Consider the following 17,745-nt stretch of genomic DNA (forward strand, 5'->3'; position numbering starts at 1 on the left):
ACAAGAGAAAAGGAAACAGCGGCAAACGGAAGGTGCAAATTGGTTCTTTTCATTCCTGTCCCGCGATGTATAACCTCAATCCCATGATCAACCGCGCAGATATCCTTGTTGCCGACACCGCCATTCGCGGTGCGTCTCTGCGTGGCCTACTGATCCTAATCCGCCTCTGAGCGTGCCATCCGGCGCGCCCGCTCAGAGGAGGACGCCCGCGCGCCACAGGCTTTAGGACAGAAGAAGAAAGAGATTCCCATGAACAACGTGACCGACCAAGACCGTGTCTTGATCTTTGACACAACACTGCGCGACGGCGAGCAAAGCCCCGGCGCGACCATGACCCATGACGAAAAGCTCGAGATTGCCGAGCTGCTGGACGACATGGGCGTCGATATCATCGAGGCCGGGTTCCCCATCGCATCCGAGGGTGATTTCAAAGCGGTATCCGAGATTGCCCAACGGTCGAAAAACAGCCGTATCTGTGGTCTGGCCCGCGCCAATTTCGCGGATATCGACCGCTGCTGGGAGGCTGTGAAACACGCAGGCAAAAGCCGGATTCACACCTTCATCGGCACATCGCCGCTGCACCGCGCCATTCCGAACCTCACACAAGATGAGATGGCCGAGAAGATCCACGAAACGGTCAGCCACGCCCGCAATCTGTGCGAAAACGTGCAGTGGTCGCCGATGGATGCGACCCGGACCGAGTGGGATTACCTGTGCCGCGTGATCGAGATTGCGATCAAGGCCGGTGCGACGACGATCAACATTCCTGACACCGTGGGCTACACGGCACCGATGGAATCCGCCGACCTGATCAAACGCCTGATTGAAACGGTTCCGGGCGCGGACGAGGTGGTCTTCGCGACCCACTGCCATAACGACCTTGGCATGGCGACCGCGAACTCGCTGGCTGCGGTCGCGGGTGGTGCGCGTCAAATCGAATGCACCATTAACGGTCTGGGTGAACGCGCAGGCAACACCGCATTGGAAGAGGTTGTGATGGCGCTGCGCACGCGCAACGACATCATGCCGTGGAAAACGGGTATCGACACCACCAAGATCATGCATATCTCGCGCCGTGTCGCGACGGTGTCGGGCTTTAACGTGCAGTTCAACAAGGCCATCGTCGGCAAGAACGCGTTCGCACATGAAAGCGGCATCCATCAGGACGGCATGCTGAAGAACCGCGAAAACTTTGAGATCATGCGGCCCGAAGATATCGGCCTGTCCGGCACGTCATTGCCCCTGGGCAAGCATTCGGGCCGCGCGGCGCTGCGCGACAAGCTGAACACGCTGGGTTATGAGGTTGGCGACAACCAGCTCAAGGACATCTTCGTGCGGTTCAAAGAACTGGCTGACCGCAAAAAAGAAGTGTTCGACGACGACATCATCGCATTGATGACGCTGGATGATGATGACGGCGACGATCACCTGCAGCTTGTATCCATGAAGGTCACCTGCGGCACCGTCGGCAAGGCCGAGGCCACAATCGAGATGGAAGTGGACGGCAAAGAGGTCATCGCCACCGAAACAGGCGATGGCCCGGTCGATGCCGCGTTCCGCGCCATTCGCGTGGTGCATCCGAACACAGCACATCTGCAGCTGTACCAGGTACATGCCGTGACCGCGGGAACGGACGCACAGGCCACAGTATCGGTGCGGCTGGAAGAGGACGGCATGATCGCAACCGGTCAATCTGCCAATACGGATACGGTCGTGGCCTCGGCCAAGGCGTATATCCACGCGCTGAATCGCCTGATCGTGCGCCGCGAAAAGGCCGGCCCGGGTGCCGACACGCGCGAGATCAGCTATAAAGATCTGACCTAAACACACAGTGTTCAGAACAGACGGCCCGAGATTTCGGGCCGTTTTTTTGGTCAAGACGTAGGCTCTCAGGAAAGGCCTGCCTTCTCTAGCCCCTGAACCAGGTGTTGTACGGCATCTTCGGTGTCATAGTGCAGCGTGGCAATCAAATCCGCGATTTTGAAGTCGGGGTTTTCGGCATATATAGCCCGAGCGTACCTTTTTGCCTTATCCGAATTTCCCAGCCATCCGTGGCACGCGGCGACATAGGCATTCTGAGCCAAGTCCAACAGCGGCAAGCGGGCAAAGTCGTCCAGCGCCAGCTCATACTGTTTGGCAGTGAATCGGGCGCGGCCCAGATGGCTCCAGAATCGCGCTGGGTGGTGGGGGTTGAGGCGCATTGCCTTCTGAATCCACTCGGCCCCTTCCTCGGGTCGGCCCACCCAGGTCAAAAGCTCGCCCATCTGGACCACAACCAAATCATAGTTCGGGTTCAATGACAGGGCACGTTCCTGATGATACCGGGCGCGCGCCAGCTTGTTGCGCAGGATTGCAACGGCAGCCATCAACCGATGCACGTCTGCGTCATTGTCATCCAGGGACGCTGCTTTGTGGATCGCCGCCTCACACTCTGCCAGCATCTCTTCCGGGTCATCGCACCAGCCATATCCCCAGGCCTGCCCGCGGATACACCCGCTCCAGGCATGCGCATGCGCGTATTCGGGGTCCAATTCGATCGCTCGGTCGATCAGCTTGGTGGCCTCGGCATTATCCTCGCGCGTGCTGCGATGATGCAGGACTTTTGCCGCCAGAACGCATTCATATGCAGCCAGGTTGGACGGTTGCTTACGCGTCAGCCCCTCTTGCTGCGACGCCTCAATACGCCCCGGCAGGGTGGCGACAACTGCCGATGTAACCTCATCCTGGATCGAGAATATGTCGTCCAGATCGCGGTCATATTTTTCGGCCCAGATATGCCCGTCACTCTGACTGTCGATCAACTGCACGGTCACTCGCAATCGGTTGCCAGCCTTGCGAACGCTGCCTTCGACGATGTACCGCGCGCCCAAAGCTTCGCCTACCTCGCGCAGGTTCACGGCCTGCCCCTTGTAGACAAAACTCGAATTGCGCGAGATCACAAACAGCTCGTGCCGACGGCTGAGTTCGGTCAGCAGATCTTCAGTCAGGCCGTCGACAAAGAACTCCTGCTCCGGGTCGCCGCTCATGTTCTCGAACGGCAAGACCGCAATCGAAGGTTTAACGACTTTGGTCGAACCCTCGCCCGCCACACTTTCATCTGCAGCCTCGGCCGGTGCGTCCAATTCGACGCGAAAGGCGCGTACAGGCTGGGTCAGATTCTTGAGCGAAAGATCCCCCAAATCCTGATAGCCCAAGTCCAGACGGTTGGTGACCTGATCATGAACGGTGCCGGAAATCAGCACCTCTCCGGCATTGGCGGATTGCTCAAGGCGGGCGGCCACGTTGACCCCGCTGCCAAAGATATCGTCGTCTTCAAAGATAATCTCATCAAGGTTGATGCCAATCCGGAATTGGATGCGCTGATCCTTTGGCACGTCGGCATTGCGGCGAAACATCCGGTTTTGGACCTCGACCGCACACAGAACGGCATCGCTGGCGCTGGGAAATTCGACCAGCATTCCGTCGCCCGTCGTTTTGATGATTTTGCCGCCGTTTTTTTCAATCGACGGATCAATGAGTTCGATCCGGTGTGTGCGCAGACGGGCAAGCGTGCCCTGCTCATCGGTTTCCATCAACCGGCTGTAACCAACCATATCGGCTGCCAAAACTGCGGCAAGTCGGCGATCCATCGCACCCCCCCCTGCGGCAATTCTAGTGCCGGGCGGCACACCCTAACAAGGAAATTCGCGGATATGGGCGGTTCAGGCAGCTTGGCGAATGATGTCCATAGCCCCAGTTCTCTGCCTGAAAACCGAGTTATTCAGACAAATAAGGGCAGCCTTCGTCAGGCCGCCCCCATCGTGTGATGGAACTGTGAATGCTCTACGGCCAGTAAAACAAGGTCAGGTCCGCTGGCTTTTCCGTCCCGACCAGCGAGTACTCATACACCGGCGAGTCGTTGAGGTCATTCATCCCCGACACCGCGTACCCCTCGGTCGGTATGTAATTTGCGTCATAGTTCAGGTCATAATCCCCGTTCTCGTCGTGAAAGGCGATTATGGCAAAGTACCCGCTATCGAGATCGGGAAAGTCGAACCGGAGCGGTGTCTCGGACGCCGGAGCCTCAAGATAGCCGGCGGCCTTGGTGTAATCCATATTGTCAAACGCCGTCTGCTGGTCAAAGGCCATGACGATCACGTTGCCCTTGGTGCTGCGTGCGCCGTGCAGATTGACGGTCAGGCCCTCGTTTTGCGAAGCTCCGGTGGTCGAGGCTGCGGCGTCGTCAATGTTGGTACTAAAGCCCGAGGCGACCCAAGCCCCTCCGACGAACAGCCCTGCTGTCACGATGGCCGCGACGATGCGTTGAGTGTTGCTTGGCATCTTTTGCGCTCTTTCGTGCTACTCTGCTGGTTTACGTTGCTTACGGCTGTTCTTTGGCTGCCAGCCCGGCGGTCCGAAGAAGACACCCAGCTTGTTGCCGAACCCCGGCATGTTCCATACGTCCTTGAACAGGCGGGCAAAGCCATGAAGGAAGGCGACGAAGGGATTGATCGAGTCGATTGGCTTGACCAGACCATAGACCACCTTTTCGTTTTCCTCTTCAAAGGTTCCGAACATGCGATCCCAGATGATCAGGATGCCGGCATAGTTCTTGTCCAGATATTTGCGGTTGGACCCGTGGTGCACACGGTGATGCGAGGGCGTGTTGAAGATATACTCGATCGGGCGCCACAGCTTCTTGATCACCTCGGTATGCAGGGCCGTCTGATACAGCTGTACCAGCAGTTCCGCGACCAGAACCATGAACGGGTTGAAGCCCAGAAGAACCAGCGGCAGGTGGAAAAACAGCGGCCAGAAACCGTCCAGCGGACCATGGCGGTAGGCCACCGAGATATTGAAGAAGGGTGAGCTGTGGTGGACCGAGTGCGTGGCCCAGAGGAAGTTGATCCGGTGAAGAATCCGGTGCTCCCAATAGTAAGCAAGGTCCGCAAGGATCAGCACGATGATGAACGAGGCCCAGGTGGTTGGTATGTCGAACACTGCGAATTGCGACGCCCAGACATAGGCACCGATGTAGAAACCGGCCAGCAGAACAAAGCTGATACCGATGAAGAAAACCAGCGTGATGAAATTGGTGACGGTGTCACCCATCATCTGCCAGTTCAGTTTTTTGACGACGGCATAGCGGATCAGCTCGAAGGCCAGAAAGGCCATGGCGAAGACGAAAAACCAGTCGTCAATCAAGGTTTCCCAGTAACTCAGATGAAAGTCACTGATATGGCGGCTTAGGAAGTCCATCGAAGCGTTCCGATTCCTGTTTTCTGTCACAGATGACAGCTTATTTACGGAACCGCAGTCAGAATTCAAGGTCCCGTCTTTAAAAAACAGGGAATCTCCCGCAGTGTCATTACTGTCACAAGTGGTTTCATGCCGGACGACGTTACTGTTCGGCAAAGAAAACCCTTGAGCTCGTGGAAAATGTACCTGTGCAGGCTTAGGCAGACAGCCTGCCGAACAAGTTACGCAGCGTTCTGGCGGAATCGCTCAGACCATGGGGCGCGTTCACAATGAACATGCCGGATCCCACCATCCCGTGCCCCTTACGCGCGGCTGGGAACCGCACTTCGTGATGCAGAACCTTGGGAAATTCTCGCTTTGCCAATGCGTCGCGCATCGCCTGATGCCGCCCATTGGCCAGGATCGGATACCACAGCGCAATCACACCCACATTCCATTTTCGGTTCAATGAGGCGATGATACCAGGCAACCGGTCATAATCGGATTTGATCTCATAGCTTGGATCAATCAGCAAAACGCCTCGGCGCGGTGTCGGCGGCAGCAGGGATTGCGCCAGCTCAAAGCCATCCTGACGATAGGTCCGGGCATCGGTCGTGACCAATGCATCAGAAAGCGCGCGGTATTCCTGTGGATGCAACTCGGCCAGATGCATCCTGTCCTGTGGACGCAACAGGTTCGCTGCGATCAACGGTGACCCCGGATAGGCGGACTGGCCGTATCGCGCCTGAACGGCGGCAATGGCCCGGCTCAGCGGATGGTCCGCAGAAAACCAGTCTTCGGTCAATGCGCGTTCGATACCGGCTGCAGCTTCGCCGGTCTGAACGGCCTGATCCGAGTCCAGATGGTACAGCCCGCGCCCCGAATGGGTTTCGATGTAGCTCAGCGGTTTGTCCTTCTTGGCCATATAAGCCAGCGTTTCCGCCAAAATTGCGTGCTTGTGGACGTCCGCGAGGTTACCAGCGTGGTAAATATGTTGATATGAGAGCATGTTGCCTTCTAAAGTCCCTACCAATTAAGGCGGAAAGGTGCTGATTGCCGTGGAATCAACCCTTTTACCGGGCGTGTTGGCACCCTATAAGTCATCCGTCCCGGAACCGTCGAGTCGCGGGCAGTAGAAAAAACCGACATACAGGATCAGGGGAAACATGGGGATCTTTGGCAATCTGGGCGGCCTGTTCACAGCGGACATGGCTATTGACCTTGGGACAGCGAACACGCTGGTTTACGTCAAGGGGCGCGGTGTGATCCTGTCTGAACCCTCTGTTGTCGCTTACCACGTCAAGGACGGTGTGAAAAAAGTTCTGGCCGTTGGTGAGGACGCCAAGCTGATGCTGGGGCGGACGCCGGGCTCGATCGAAGCCATCCGCCCAATGCGCGAAGGCGTGATCGCCGACTTTGATACTGCCGAAGAAATGATCAAGCACTTCATCCGCAAGGTGCACAAGCGCTCGACCTTCTCGAAACCCAAGATCATCGTCTGCGTCCCCCATGGCGCAACTCCGGTCGAAAAGCGGGCAATCCGTCAGTCGGTTCTGTCAGCAGGTGCGCGCCGCGCTGGCCTGATTGCCGAGCCGATTGCCGCTGCGATTGGCGCTGGCATGCCGATCACCGACCCGACCGGTAACATGGTCGTCGATATCGGCGGCGGCACCACCGAGGTCGCCGTTCTGTCACTGGGCGACATCGTTTACGCCCGCTCGGTTCGCGTCGGTGGAGACCGGATGGACGAAGCCATCATCTCGTACCTGCGCCGTCAGCAAAACCTGCTGGTCGGTGAATCCACCGCCGAACGGATCAAGACTACTATTGGCACCGCGCGTATGCCCGATGATGGACGCGGTCAGTCGATGCATATCCGCGGCCGCGACCTGCTGAACGGCGTGCCGAAGGAAATCGAGATCAGCCAAGCTCAGGTGGCCGAAGCCCTGTCCGAACCGGTGCAACAAATTTGCGAAGCAGTGATGACCGCGCTGGAAACCACTCCGCCCGATCTGGCTGCGGACATCGTGGACCGCGGCGTAATGCTGACCGGCGGCGGTGCGCTGTTGGGAGATCTGGACCTGGCGCTGCGCGAACAGACTGGTCTGGCCGTGTCGATTGCTGATGAAAGCCTGAATTGTGTGGCTTTGGGTACCGGCAAGGCGCTGGAATACGAAAAACAACTGCGCCACGCGATTGACTACGAAAGCTAAGGCGCGCACCCTTTAAGATATAGGGTAAATTCGGCACGAGCAGCACGGGAAGGTAACCTGTGGCAAAAGACCGATCACAGCGCGATGAATACACGACCCCCTTGCGCCGCTTGCTGCTGGGGATCGTTGTGTTGTGCCTGTTGGCCATCTTTCTAATATGGCGGATCGACAGTCCTCGTGTTGAACGCTTTCGCGCGCAGGTCGTGGACCGCGTCGTGCCGTCTATGGAATGGGCCATGGTTCCGGTCACGGCTGCCGTCAATCTGGTGCGCGACTTCCAAAGTTATCAACGGCTGAGCGCCCAGAACCAGGAGTTGCGCAGCGAATTGCGCATCATGCGCGCCTGGAAAGAGGCGGCCCTGCAGCTGGAACAGGAAAACGCCCGACTGCTAGACCTGAACAACGTGCGTCTGGACCCCCGCCTGACTTACATTACCGGCGTTGTGATGGCTGACAGCGGCTCGCCGTTTCGTCAGTCCGTCCTGCTGAACGTGGGTGAGCGTGACGGCATCCGCGACGGTTGGGCCACTATGGACGGGATCGGCGTCGTGGGCCGTATCTCGGGCGTTGGTCCGGATACGGCGCGGGTTATTCTGATGACGGATGCGTCCAGCGCTATTCCCGCAACGATTCAGCCCTCCGGTCAAACCGCCCTGATCGCTGGCGACAACACCCCCTCACCGTCGGTAGAGTTCCTTGAGAACCGTGAGCTCGTGCGACCGGGCGACCGCGTTGTGACTTCGGGTGACGGCGGTGTGTTTCCCGGCGGGCTGCTGATCGGACAGATCACCGAGGACCCCGGCGGGCGATTGCGGGTGCGTCTGTCGGCAGACTTTGAACGCCTCGAATTCCTACGGGTGCTGCGGTATCATTCCGCCCCAACAATTAACGATCCCGGCGGTATCGTAGGACCACGACAACCAGCGGCCGCCCTGACGCCGTCGGAGGTCGGCGATGGATAGGCAGGTCTCGCATCTTTGGATCAAGCGCAGTTTGTACCTGTTCCTGGCGGTGTTAATCATGTTCCTGCATCTTCTTCCGCTGGACACGCAACCGAATCGTTGGCCGTTTCCGGATTTACTGCTCGCTTTGACCTTCGCCTGGGTTCTGCGGCGACCGGAATATGTTCCAATCCTTTTGGTCGCGGCGGTCATGCTGATGGCCGACCTACTTCTTCAACGGCCACCCGGCCTGCTGGCGGCGCTGGTGGTTCTGGGAAGCGCATATCTGCGCTCAGCGGGCGCCGGAATGCGTGATGCGGGGTTTGTAACAGAGTGGACAACCGCCGCAGTCGTGATCACGGGGGTTTTTGTTTTGAACCGTGTTATTCTTGCTATTCTATCAGTACAGCAAGCGGCATTGGGTCCTGTGGTGATACAAGTGGTTCTGACAATTGCGGTGTATCCCTTGATCGTTCTTCTCAGCCAAAATGTTTTTGGCGTCCGACGCGTGTCGGTTGCTGACCCCAGTCCCGGAGGGGTGCGGGCATGAAACAACGCATCCCCAAGTCACGAGGTCTGGCCTATAAACGCCTGCCCCGCAGGGCCCTGATTTTGGGCGGGCTGCAGGCGGCCTTTATCGGCGGGCTGGCGGCTCGGATGCGCTTTATGCAGGTGGATCAGGCCGACGAATACCGCCTGCTGGCCGAGGAAAACCGCATCAACATTCGCCTGATCCCGCCGACACGCGGGCGCATCTACGACCGCAATGGGCAGATCATCGGTCAAAACACGCAATCCTATCGGATTGTAATGGTCCGCGAAGATGCAGGCGATGTTGACGAGGTGATTTCCAAACTCTCGGACCTGATCCCCTTGACGCAGGACGAGATCGACCGCGCCAAAGCTGAAATGCGCCGATCTGCGCCGTTCCTGCCGGTCACGTTGGCCGATCAGGTCACGTGGGAAGATATCTCGAAGGTCGCCGTAAATGCCCCGGCCCTGCCCGGTGTCACGCCCGAGGTGGGCACGGCTCGTCTGTACCCTAGGTACGAGGATTTCGCCCATGTAGTCGGCTATGTCGGCCCGGTCAGTGACTATGACCTCAGTCAGATCGAAGACCCCGAACCGGTATTGCGCATCCCCCGTTTCCAGATCGGCAAGGTTGGGCTTGAGGCCAAGCAAGAAATCACGCTGCGCGGCAAAGCGGGCGCTAAACGGGTCGAGGTTAACGCAACGGGCCGGGTGATGCGCGAGCTTGACCGGCAAGAGGGCGAGGCCGGCGCCGATCTGCAATTGTCGGTCGACGCCGATCTGCAGCAATACGCGCAGGCCCGGCTGGCCGGGGAAAGCGCTGCCGCCGTCGTAATCGACTGCGAAACCGGGGATATCCGGGCCATTAGCTCTGCCCCGAGTTTCGACCCAAACCTGTTCGTACGTGGGATATCGGTTGCCGATTACCGAACGCTAACGCAGGATAATTATCGCCCGCTGGCTAACAAGACCGTGCAAGGCACTTACCCGCCGGGCTCAACGTTCAAAATGATCACGGCGATGGCTGCGCTTGAGGCCGGAGTGGTTGCCCCCGGTAGCACCGTGTATTGCCCCGGCCACCTGAAAGTCGGTAGCCGCCGCTTCCACTGCTGGAAACGTGGCGGGCACGGTACGGTTGATCTGAATTTGTCGCTGAAACGCAGCTGCGATGTCTACTACTACGACGTGGCCCTGCGCACCGGAATCGACAAGATTTCCGACATGGCCCGCACCTTCGGACTGGGCGTGAAACACGATATCCCGATGTCAGCCGTTGCCGCCGGGTTGGCTCCGAACCAAGCGTGGAAGGAACGTGTTCACGGTGAAAGCTGGCTGGTCGGTGACACGGCGAACGCCTCTATCGGTCAGGGCTTCATGCTGGCCTCGCCCTTGCAACTTGCGGTTATGACGGCGCGGATCGCAACGGGGCGCGCGGTCAAGCCGCGTTTGGTTCGGTCCGTGAACGGGGTCGAGCAACCCTCGGGCGCCGGGAAGCCACTGGCGGTCAATCCGGCTAATCTGGACCACATCCGCAAAGCCATGTTCTCGGTTTCCAACGATCGGGGCGGCACCGCCTATCGCAGCCGCATCATAGCGGACGACCTGCGCATGGCTGGCAAAACCGGAACAAGTCAGGTGCGAAACATCACCAAGGCCGAACGCGCCGCTGGTGTGATCCGGAACGAGGACCTGCCCTGGGAACGCCGCGACCATGCGCTGTTCGTCAGCTTCGCGCCCTATGACAACCCAAAATACGCCGTGGCGGTGGTGGTGGAACACGGCGGTGGCGGCTCCAAGGCCGCAGCTCCGGTCGCGCGGGACATCATGTTGCAGGCGCTTTACAACGGCACCCCTCCGCTGGAGGCTTACCCGGTTGCCGATCGAGATCGCATAAAAGAACAACAGAAACGGCTTGAGGGCGACCGCCGCCCCAAAGCGCGTCCGACCGAGAAGGACCGCGCATGAGCTATCTTGAATACGCCGTCAAATCCACGCCAACGGGGTTTCGCAAGTTCCTGTACATGAACTGGCCACTGACGCTGTTGCTGATCAGCGTGGCCAGCGCCGGTTTCCTGATGCTGTATTCCGTGGCCGGCGGGTCGTGGATGCCTTGGGCCGAGCCGCAGATGGAACGGTTTGGACTGGGTCTGACCGTAATGTTCATCATCGCGCTGGTGCCGATCTGGTTCTGGCGCAACATGTCCGTCCTAGCCTATCTCGGCTCGATCGTTCTTCTGGTGTTTGTGGAACTGTTTGGCACCATCGGCATGGGGGCGCAGCGGTGGATTGACCTTGGCTTCATGAGGCTTCAGCCGTCCGAAGTCATGAAGGTCGCATTGGTCATGGTTCTGGCCGCCTATTATGACTGGCTGCCTTCGCACAAGACATCACGCCCGCTATGGGTTTTGATCCCGGTTGTCCTGATCCTGATCCCAACTGCCATGGTACTGAAACAACCAGACCTCGGCACTTCGATCCTGTTGTTGGCTGCGGGCGGAGGGCTGATGTTTCTGGCGGGTGTCCACTGGGCCTATTTCGCCGCCGTGATCGCGGCCGTGGTCGGCTTGATCGCGACCGTTTTCAACAGTCGCGGGACCGAGTGGCAATTGCTCAAGGATTACCAGTTCCGCCGCATCGACACTTTCCTTGATCCATCCACCGATCCGCTGGGGGCTGGTTATCACATTACGCAGTCCAAAATCGCGCTGGGATCAGGCGGCTGGAACGGGCGTGGGTTCATGCAGGGAACGCAGTCGCGCCTCAACTTTCTGCCGGAAAAGCACACCGACTTTATCTTCACCACACTGGCTGAGGAGTTCGGCTTTGTCGGCGGCATCACCCTGTTGACCCTTTATGGTCTGATCCTGATTTTCTGCCTGGTCACCGCCCTGTCGACCAAGGACCGGTTTTCGTCGCTGGTCACACTGGGCATCGCGCTGAACTTCTTCCTGTTCTTTGCCGTCAACATGTCGATGGTCATGGGCCTCGCCCCTGTTGTGGGTGTTCCGCTGCCGATGGTCAGCTATGGCGGCTCTGCCATGCTGGTTCTCATGGCTGCCTTTGGTATCGTTCAAAGCGCACATATCCATCGTCCCCGTTAATTTGAAAGGCCCCTCATGCCCGTGAACGTCCTGTTTTCCGCGCGCCCTGAACAATGGCCCGTGTACGAACCCTTGCTGTCCAAAGGCCTTTCCGAAGCGGGGCTGGATTTCCGTCTGGCAACTGAGTTCGAGCCTGATCAGGTCGATTACGTTGTTTACGCCCCCACCAGCGGTTTGCTGGATTTCTCACCCTATACACATCTGAAAGCGGTTCTCAGCCTTTGGGCCGGTGTCGAGAAGATTGCCGGCAACGAAACGCTGACTGTTCCATTGGCGCGGATGGTGGATCACGGGCTGATGCAAGGTATGACCGAATGGGTGGTCGGCCAGGTGCTGCGATATCATCTGGGTATGGACCGCTATATCACTGTACAAGATGGCGTCTGGACCCCCGACGCCCCGCCGTTGGCTACCGAACGAATTGTTTGTGTACTCGGATTGGGTGCGTTGGGTGAAGCGGCGGCGCGTGCCCTTGCCGCCCTCAACTTTCAGGTCACAGGTTGGAGTCGAACCGCAAAAGACATCCCCGGAGTGAGCTGCCTGCACGGTGCAGACGGCCTGCGCACCGCCTTGTCCAACGCCGAGATCGTGGTGCTGCTACTGCCAGATACTCCGGCGACCGTGAACGCGCTGAATGCGGGAACCTTGGCGTTGCTGCCCAAAGGCGCGCGGATCATCAACCCGGGACGGGGGCCGCTGATCGACGATGATGCACTGCTGGCCGCCCTGGATTCGGGCCAGATTGGCCATGCGACATTGGACGTGTTCCGCGTCGAGCCCCTGCCACCGGAACACCCGTATTGGGCGCATCCCAAAGTGACTGTCACGCCGCATATCGCATCAGAAACCCGCCCGGTAACCGCAGCGCAGGTTATTTGTCAGAACATCATCCGAGGTGAGAAGGGAAAGCCCTTTCTGCACCTCGTTGATCGAAATCTGGGCTACTGACCCGTCAGGCCGCGACCAAACCGCGGCCTTTCAACAGCGCCTCAACGCCCGGCAAACGGCCACGGAACGCCAGATACAGATCTTCGGCCTCGCGTGAGCCGCCGGTGGACAGTATATTCTCTTCCAGTGCTTTGGCACGGTCGGGGTCGAATGCTCCGCCAGCCTCTTCAAAGGCGGCAAAAGCGTCAGCGTCCATGACCTCGGACCACATGTAGCTGTAATAACCCGCACTATAACCGTCGCATGCAAACACGTGTGCGAAATGCGGTGTGGCGTGGCGCATACCAATGGCCTGCGGCATCCCGATGCTGGTCAGAACCTCGGCCTGTTTAGCCATCGGATCGGCCGGCGCTGCGCTCTCGTGGAACGCCAAATCGACCAGAGCCGAGGCCACGTATTCCACCGTCTGGAACCCCTGATCAAAATTTGCAGCCTTCAGAACCTTCTTCAGCATCTCTTGAGGCATCGGCTCGCCGGTTTCCGCATGCGTGGCAAATTCGGCCAGCACTTCGGGCACTTCCAACCAGTGTTCATAAAGCTGACTGGGCAGTTCCACAAAATCGCGCGCAACGCTGGTGCCCGAGATGCTTTCATAGGTCACGTTAGACAACATCTGGTGCAATGCGTGACCGAATTCGTGGAACAAAGTCCGCGCATCATCATAGGACAGCAACGCCGGATCGCCCTTGGCGAAGTTGCAAACATTGATCACGATCGGCGCCTGCACCTTTGGAAACTTCGCCTGAGACCGCATCGCACTGCACCAAGCGCCCGAGCGCTTCGAACCACGCGCGAAGTAGTCCCCAATGAACACCGCGATATGTTGCCCGTTGCGTGTCACTTCCCAAGCCCGGCAGTCCGGATGATAGAGCGGCACGTCTAATGGCGCGAATTCCAACCCGAACAACCGGTTGGCACAAGCAAAAGACGCCTCAATCATGCGGTCCAACTGCAGGTAGGGTTTCAGTGCCGCCTCATCCAGATCATGTTCGGCTTTGCGGCGCTTTTCGGCGTAGTAGCGCCAGTCCCACGCCTCCAGCGGACCGTTGACGCCATCCTCCTGCATCATAGCGGTCAGGATTTCCGCATCGACATCAGCCCGCGCCTTTGCCGGCTGCCAAACCTGCAACAGCAGATCGCGAACGCGATCCGGCGTTCGGGCCATTTCGGTTTCCAGTTTGTAGTCGGCGAAACTGAAATACCCTAACAGCTTTGCGCGTTCCTCGCGCAGTTTGAGAATTTCAGCCGCAATCTCGCGGTTGTCCGTTTCCCCGCCATTGGCGCCCCGCGCAGTCCAGGCCCGATACGCTGTCTCACGCAGATCGCGGCGGGGTGAGAATTGCAGGAACGGTACGATCAGCGAACGGGACAAAGTCACCACAGGACCGTCCACGCCTTTCTCTTCCCCGGCGGCACGGGCCGCGCTTACGACGAAATCCGGCAGGCCCTCCAGGTCATCTTCGGACAGGTCCATGAACCAATCGCGTTCGTCGGCCAGCAGGTTCTGGGTGAAGGATGTCCCCAGTGAGGCCAAGCGCGCCTTGATCTCCTGCATGCGGGAATCCTCGTCCCCCTCAAGCGCGGAACCAGCGCGGACGAACCCGCGGTGGGTCAGCATAAGAACGCGCGCCTGCTCGTCGGTCAAACCCAGCTCATCCTTGCGAGACCACAAATCCGCAACACGGCGGAACAGTGCCTTGTTTGACGAAATCCCCGAGAAATGCGCCGACAGTTTAGGCGAGAACTCACGCTGCAGTTCTTCACGTTTGGGATTGCTGTCCGCCCCTGCGACCGTGAAAAAGACCGACAGCACCTTGTCCATCTGCTCTCCGGCGGCCTCAAGTGCCTCGATCGTGTTGGCGAAACTTGGCGGCTCGGCGTTGTCTGCAATCGCGTCGATCTGAGCGTTATGGGCTTGCATCGCCTGCTCTAGCGCGGGCGAGAAATCATCGTCCGAAATCTCAGCAAACGGTGCGATTTCAAACGGAGTGGTCCAGTCGGACAGGATCGGGTTGGTCATGCGGATCTCCTTTGCTGGTCAAGCTAGGGAGAGCGGGTGGAATGGTCCAGAGGTGGCGCCCTTGATGCGTCCAATTTCTCTTGCGCAATAGGACAGCCGCGCGCAGGGTCGCGACGAGGAGGACACAGGACATGAGTAAACCAAACCTAACCGCAGGGATCATGACCACCGCCATTCATGCAGGCGATCCGCCTGATGCCTCGACTAATGCATCCGCGCCGCCGATCCATATGAGTTCAACCTACGTTACCGAGGATTTGGCAGGGTTCTCTGCCCATGACCTGACACCCGACAGTCCCTATGTCTATTCTCGCTGGGCGAACCCGACCGTCGCGGGGCTAGAGGCAAAGATCGCCGCTTTACAGGGCACCGAAGCATGCCTTGCTACTGCCTCAGGCATGGCTGCGGCCTCGGCGATCTTTTTCACGTTTCTGTCCGCCGGGGATCATCTGATTGTTTCGGATGTGTCCTATGCCGGCGTTGCCGAACTGGCGCGTGAAACTCTGCCACGGATGGGCATTGCCGTGTCGGCCGTGAACATGTCCGACCTTGAGGCGGTCGCTGCTGCAATTCGACCCAACACACGATTGATCCATACTGAAACTCCGGTCAATCCGATCAACCGCCTGACGGACTTGGCCGAGATCTCAAAACTTGCGCGGCAGGCAAGTGCGCTGCTCAGTTGCGATGCAACGTTTGCCTCACCTTTGGGAATGGACACGGTCGGGCTGGGCGTCGACCTGACCATGCATTCGATCACCAAATACATCGGCGGCCACGGAGATGCTATTGGCGGTGCCGTGGCTGGCTCTGCCGAACTGGTGGCCAAAATGCGCGCCGAGGCGGCTATTCATCACGGCGGAATTCTGTCACCGTTCAATGCTTGGCTCATAGCGCGCGGCGCTTCGACCCTGCCGCTGCGCATGAAGGCGCACGAAGCCGGGGCTATGGTCGTCGCGGATTGGCTGGAGGCGGACCCGCGCGTGTCCCGAGTCATTTATCCTGGTCTCGCTTCGCATCCGCAGGCAGAATTGGCCCAGCGACAGATGTCGAACATGTCCGGGATGATTTCCTTTCAGGTCGGCAACGCGGCGGACGGTGAGCGCGTTGCCCAACAGATGATCGAACGCCTGAAAGTCATTCACTATGCAGTGTCATTGGGTCATCACCGCAGCCTGATCTTTTGGATGGGAACAGAAGGCCTCATGGAAACCTCGTTCAAACTGCAGGGCGCGCAGTTGGAAGACTATCGGCGTTATGCGGGGGATGGAATCTTCAGGCTGTCCGTCGGACTTGAGGATGCCGAAGATTTGATAGCCGATCTTGATTGCGCGTTGGGCTAAGTACTCCCGCCCCTGCAGCGCGCATCAAGGATGCGCCTTGGCAGAGTTGGGCCAAGCCGCGCGCAATTGCGCGCGGCGGTTGCCTTATTCCCCTGACGCACCGCAGATCGGGCAATCTGCACGTCGTGACAGCTTGATTTTGCGGCTCTCTCCGTAGAGGGCGTCATAGATCAACATCTCGCCACGCAGGGCCTGGCCAGCCCCCGTAATGACCTTGATCGCCTCAACGGCCATCATGGACCCCACCACGCCGGGCAGCGGGCCTATGACCCCGGCCTCAGCACAAGACGGGGCCAGACCAGGGGCCGGAGCTTCGGGAAAGATACACTGGTAGCAGGGTGCGCCATTGGTCGGGTCAAAGACACTTAGCTGCCCCTCCCATTGCGACAGCGCGCCCGAGATCAGCGGTTTGCCCAGTGCAACCGCGGTGCGGTTGGCCAAATAGCGAGTATCGAAATTGTCGGTGCCGTCCAGGATGAGGTCAAAATCGGCGAACAGATCCGCCGCAATCTCTTCAGTCAGACGGCGATGATAGGGCAGGACGACCACATTAGGATTCTGCGCCTCCATGGCCTGTTGGGCCGAGAACACCTTGGGCATGCCGATATCGGCGTCACGGTGGATCACCTGCCGTTGCAGGTTGGCGTTCTCGACAACATCGTCATCAATCACACCGATTGTACCGACGCCCGCCGCCGCCAGATACTGCAGCGCTGGCGCACCAAGCCCTCCGGCACCAATCACCAAAACGCGGGCCTTTTTCATCTTTTTTTGCCCCGGTCCGCCCAGCTCACGCAAGACGATATGACGGGCGTAACGCTCCAGTTCAGCCTCGGAGAACTTGTCGGACGGCATGGCGGGTTCCTCGGCAGGCGTTGGCGCGGCGCGGTTTCGCAACGCCTTGAGCATCCTGCCATAGATCAGAACCAGAACCGCGACACCACCCAGTATCAGCCACAGGGCTGCAGAGCCGCCGGTTGCTTCGCGCAGCGGGTGCCCATCCGGCAATGTCAGTTGAATAATCAACACGCCGACCAGCAAAACCCCTACCGAAACGGAACGGGCCGTCCGGGAAACCCCCGCCAGATATCCAATGCCCCACAGAGCGGCGGCGAGGATCAATACCAAAAACATCAGCCGCGTCCGGTCGAGCCGAAACCACCCGCACCGCGATCCGTGTTGCTCAGTGCTTCAACCGGCTCGAAAGTCGCCTGTACAACCGGCGCTACAACCAACTGCGCGATGCGCTCACCATGGGCAATCTCGAACGCCTCCTGACCCGCATTCAAAAGGATCACGCCCAACGGCCCAGTGTTATATAGAGTGGGAAGGCGATTGAATGTAAAATCCAAAGAGTATTCCATGTGTAAGCGCCTTCATTTCCGATTGCACGATGCATAGGACTATGTCCGGTAGCGTCTAATAGGTCTA

Annotated in this window: 14 protein-coding genes and 1 pseudogene; 8 read left to right on the forward strand and 7 right to left on the reverse strand. The window is 58.8% G+C overall.

The window, feature by feature from the left end; all coding sequences use genetic code 11:
• Window positions 1–249: 249 nt before the first annotated feature.
• On the forward strand, window positions 250–1,824 hold the full coding sequence (locus ACR0AA_RS08795) for a 2-isopropylmalate synthase (protein WP_480755856.1): 1,575 nt from the start codon (window positions 250–252) through the stop codon (window positions 1,822–1,824).
• Between the two features lie 65 nt (window positions 1,825–1,889).
• Here the strand turns inward: ACR0AA_RS08795 and ACR0AA_RS08800 are convergent, their stop codons facing one another.
• The 4 genes from ACR0AA_RS08800 to ACR0AA_RS08815 form a co-directional block, all read right to left on the reverse strand.
• Window positions 1,890–3,629, reverse strand: coding sequence for an adenylate/guanylate cyclase domain-containing protein (locus tag ACR0AA_RS08800; protein WP_480755857.1), 1,740 nt, complete (start codon window positions 3,627–3,629; stop codon window positions 1,890–1,892).
• Window positions 3,630–3,822: 193 nt separating this feature from the next.
• Window positions 3,823–4,320, reverse strand: a complete 498-nt coding sequence (locus ACR0AA_RS08805; protein ID WP_480755858.1) for a DUF2141 domain-containing protein — start codon at window positions 4,318–4,320, stop codon at window positions 3,823–3,825.
• Between the two features lie 18 nt (window positions 4,321–4,338).
• On the reverse strand, window positions 4,339–5,238 hold the full coding sequence (locus tag ACR0AA_RS08810; RefSeq protein ID WP_480755859.1) for a sterol desaturase family protein: 900 nt from the start codon (window positions 5,236–5,238) through the stop codon (window positions 4,339–4,341).
• 196 nt (window positions 5,239–5,434) lie between these two features.
• Complete coding sequence (locus ACR0AA_RS08815; RefSeq protein WP_480755860.1) at window positions 5,435–6,226, reverse strand: 23S rRNA (adenine(2030)-N(6))-methyltransferase RlmJ; 792 nt, start codon at window positions 6,224–6,226, stop codon at window positions 5,435–5,437.
• Window positions 6,227–6,383: 157 nt separating this feature from the next.
• Between ACR0AA_RS08815 and ACR0AA_RS08820 the strand changes: the two genes are divergently transcribed.
• Genes ACR0AA_RS08820 through ACR0AA_RS08845 form a run of 6 tightly spaced genes read left to right on the forward strand, consistent with a single transcriptional unit; the run spans window position 6,384 to window position 12,951 of the window.
• Complete coding sequence (locus tag ACR0AA_RS08820) at window positions 6,384–7,430, forward strand: rod shape-determining protein (protein ID WP_039523195.1); 1,047 nt, start codon at window positions 6,384–6,386, stop codon at window positions 7,428–7,430.
• Between the two features lie 59 nt (window positions 7,431–7,489).
• Entirely contained in the window at window positions 7,490–8,392 is a 903-nt protein-coding gene (mreC, locus tag ACR0AA_RS08825) for a rod shape-determining protein MreC (RefSeq protein WP_480664034.1), read from the forward strand.
• Entirely contained in the window at window positions 8,385–8,921 is a 537-nt protein-coding gene (locus ACR0AA_RS08830) for a rod shape-determining protein MreD (RefSeq protein ID WP_480664036.1), read from the forward strand. The genes mreC and ACR0AA_RS08830 overlap by 8 nt, the downstream gene beginning before the upstream one ends.
• A complete protein-coding gene (gene mrdA / locus ACR0AA_RS08835; RefSeq protein WP_480664037.1) occupies window positions 8,918–10,867 on the forward strand; it encodes a penicillin-binding protein 2 in 1,950 nt (649 codons plus the stop codon). The genes ACR0AA_RS08830 and mrdA overlap by 4 nt, the downstream gene beginning before the upstream one ends.
• The gene (rodA, locus tag ACR0AA_RS08840; RefSeq protein WP_480664039.1) at window positions 10,864–12,003 is read left to right on the forward strand and encodes a rod shape-determining protein RodA; all 1,140 of its coding nucleotides are present in this window, start codon (window positions 10,864–10,866) and stop codon (window positions 12,001–12,003) included. The genes mrdA and rodA overlap by 4 nt, the downstream gene beginning before the upstream one ends.
• 15 nt (window positions 12,004–12,018) lie before the next feature.
• Complete coding sequence (locus ACR0AA_RS08845) at window positions 12,019–12,951, forward strand: 2-hydroxyacid dehydrogenase (protein WP_480755861.1); 933 nt, start codon at window positions 12,019–12,021, stop codon at window positions 12,949–12,951.
• Between the two features lie 4 nt (window positions 12,952–12,955).
• On the opposite strand, the gene ACR0AA_RS08850 is transcribed toward ACR0AA_RS08845, so the two are convergent.
• Window positions 12,956–14,971 carry a M3 family metallopeptidase gene (locus ACR0AA_RS08850; protein WP_480755862.1) on the reverse strand — a complete coding sequence of 672 codons (2,016 nt, stop codon included), beginning with the start codon at window positions 14,969–14,971 and terminating at the stop codon, window positions 12,956–12,958.
• 131 nt (window positions 14,972–15,102) lie between these two features.
• Between ACR0AA_RS08850 and ACR0AA_RS08855 the strand changes: the two genes are divergently transcribed.
• Window positions 15,103–16,314 (forward strand): trans-sulfuration enzyme family protein, encoded by a 1,212-nt coding sequence (locus ACR0AA_RS08855; RefSeq protein WP_480755863.1) that lies wholly within the window; start codon window positions 15,103–15,105, stop codon window positions 16,312–16,314.
• A gap of 84 nt (window positions 16,315–16,398) precedes the next feature.
• On the opposite strand, the gene ACR0AA_RS08860 is transcribed toward ACR0AA_RS08855, so the two are convergent.
• Together ACR0AA_RS08860 and ACR0AA_RS08865 are read right to left on the reverse strand one after the other, a co-directional pair.
• The gene (locus ACR0AA_RS08860) at window positions 16,399–17,448 is read right to left on the reverse strand and encodes a HesA/MoeB/ThiF family protein (protein ID WP_480664046.1); all 1,050 of its coding nucleotides are present in this window, start codon (window positions 17,446–17,448) and stop codon (window positions 16,399–16,401) included.
• Window positions 17,448–17,624: pseudogene (locus ACR0AA_RS08865) on the reverse strand (dUTP diphosphatase); the annotation flags it as partial. The pseudogene ACR0AA_RS08865 and the gene ACR0AA_RS08860, both read right to left, overlap by 1 nt.
• Window positions 17,625–17,745: the final 121 nt, after the last annotated feature.

The sequence above is a fragment of the Ruegeria sp. CE8 genome (genome assembly GCF_056537465.1).

Coding starts and splice junctions, on each gene's coding strand:
- ACR0AA_RS08815 (WP_480755860.1), bottom strand. CDS start 6,226: ATGCTCTCATATCAACATATTTACCACGCTGGTAACCTCGCGGACGTC.
- ACR0AA_RS08810 (WP_480755859.1), bottom strand. CDS start 5,238: ATGGACTTCCTAAGCCGCCATATCAGTGACTTTCATCTGAGTTACTGG.
- ACR0AA_RS08855 (WP_480755863.1), top strand. CDS start 15,103: ATGAGTAAACCAAACCTAACCGCAGGGATCATGACCACCGCCATTCAT.
- mrdA (WP_480664037.1), top strand. CDS start 8,918: ATGAAACAACGCATCCCCAAGTCACGAGGTCTGGCCTATAAACGCCTG.
- ACR0AA_RS08860 (WP_480664046.1), bottom strand. CDS start 17,448: ATGTTTTTGGTATTGATCCTCGCCGCCGCTCTGTGGGGCATTGGATAT.
- ACR0AA_RS08820 (WP_039523195.1), top strand. CDS start 6,384: ATGGGGATCTTTGGCAATCTGGGCGGCCTGTTCACAGCGGACATGGCT.
- ACR0AA_RS08850 (WP_480755862.1), bottom strand. CDS start 14,971: ATGACCAACCCGATCCTGTCCGACTGGACCACTCCGTTTGAAATCGCA.
- ACR0AA_RS08795 (WP_480755856.1), top strand. CDS start 250: ATGAACAACGTGACCGACCAAGACCGTGTCTTGATCTTTGACACAACA.
- ACR0AA_RS08805 (WP_480755858.1), bottom strand. CDS start 4,320: ATGCCAAGCAACACTCAACGCATCGTCGCGGCCATCGTGACAGCAGGG.
- rodA (WP_480664039.1), top strand. CDS start 10,864: ATGAGCTATCTTGAATACGCCGTCAAATCCACGCCAACGGGGTTTCGC.
- ACR0AA_RS08845 (WP_480755861.1), top strand. CDS start 12,019: ATGCCCGTGAACGTCCTGTTTTCCGCGCGCCCTGAACAATGGCCCGTG.
- ACR0AA_RS08800 (WP_480755857.1), bottom strand. CDS start 3,629: ATGGATCGCCGACTTGCCGCAGTTTTGGCAGCCGATATGGTTGGTTAC.
- ACR0AA_RS08830 (WP_480664036.1), top strand. CDS start 8,385: ATGGATAGGCAGGTCTCGCATCTTTGGATCAAGCGCAGTTTGTACCTG.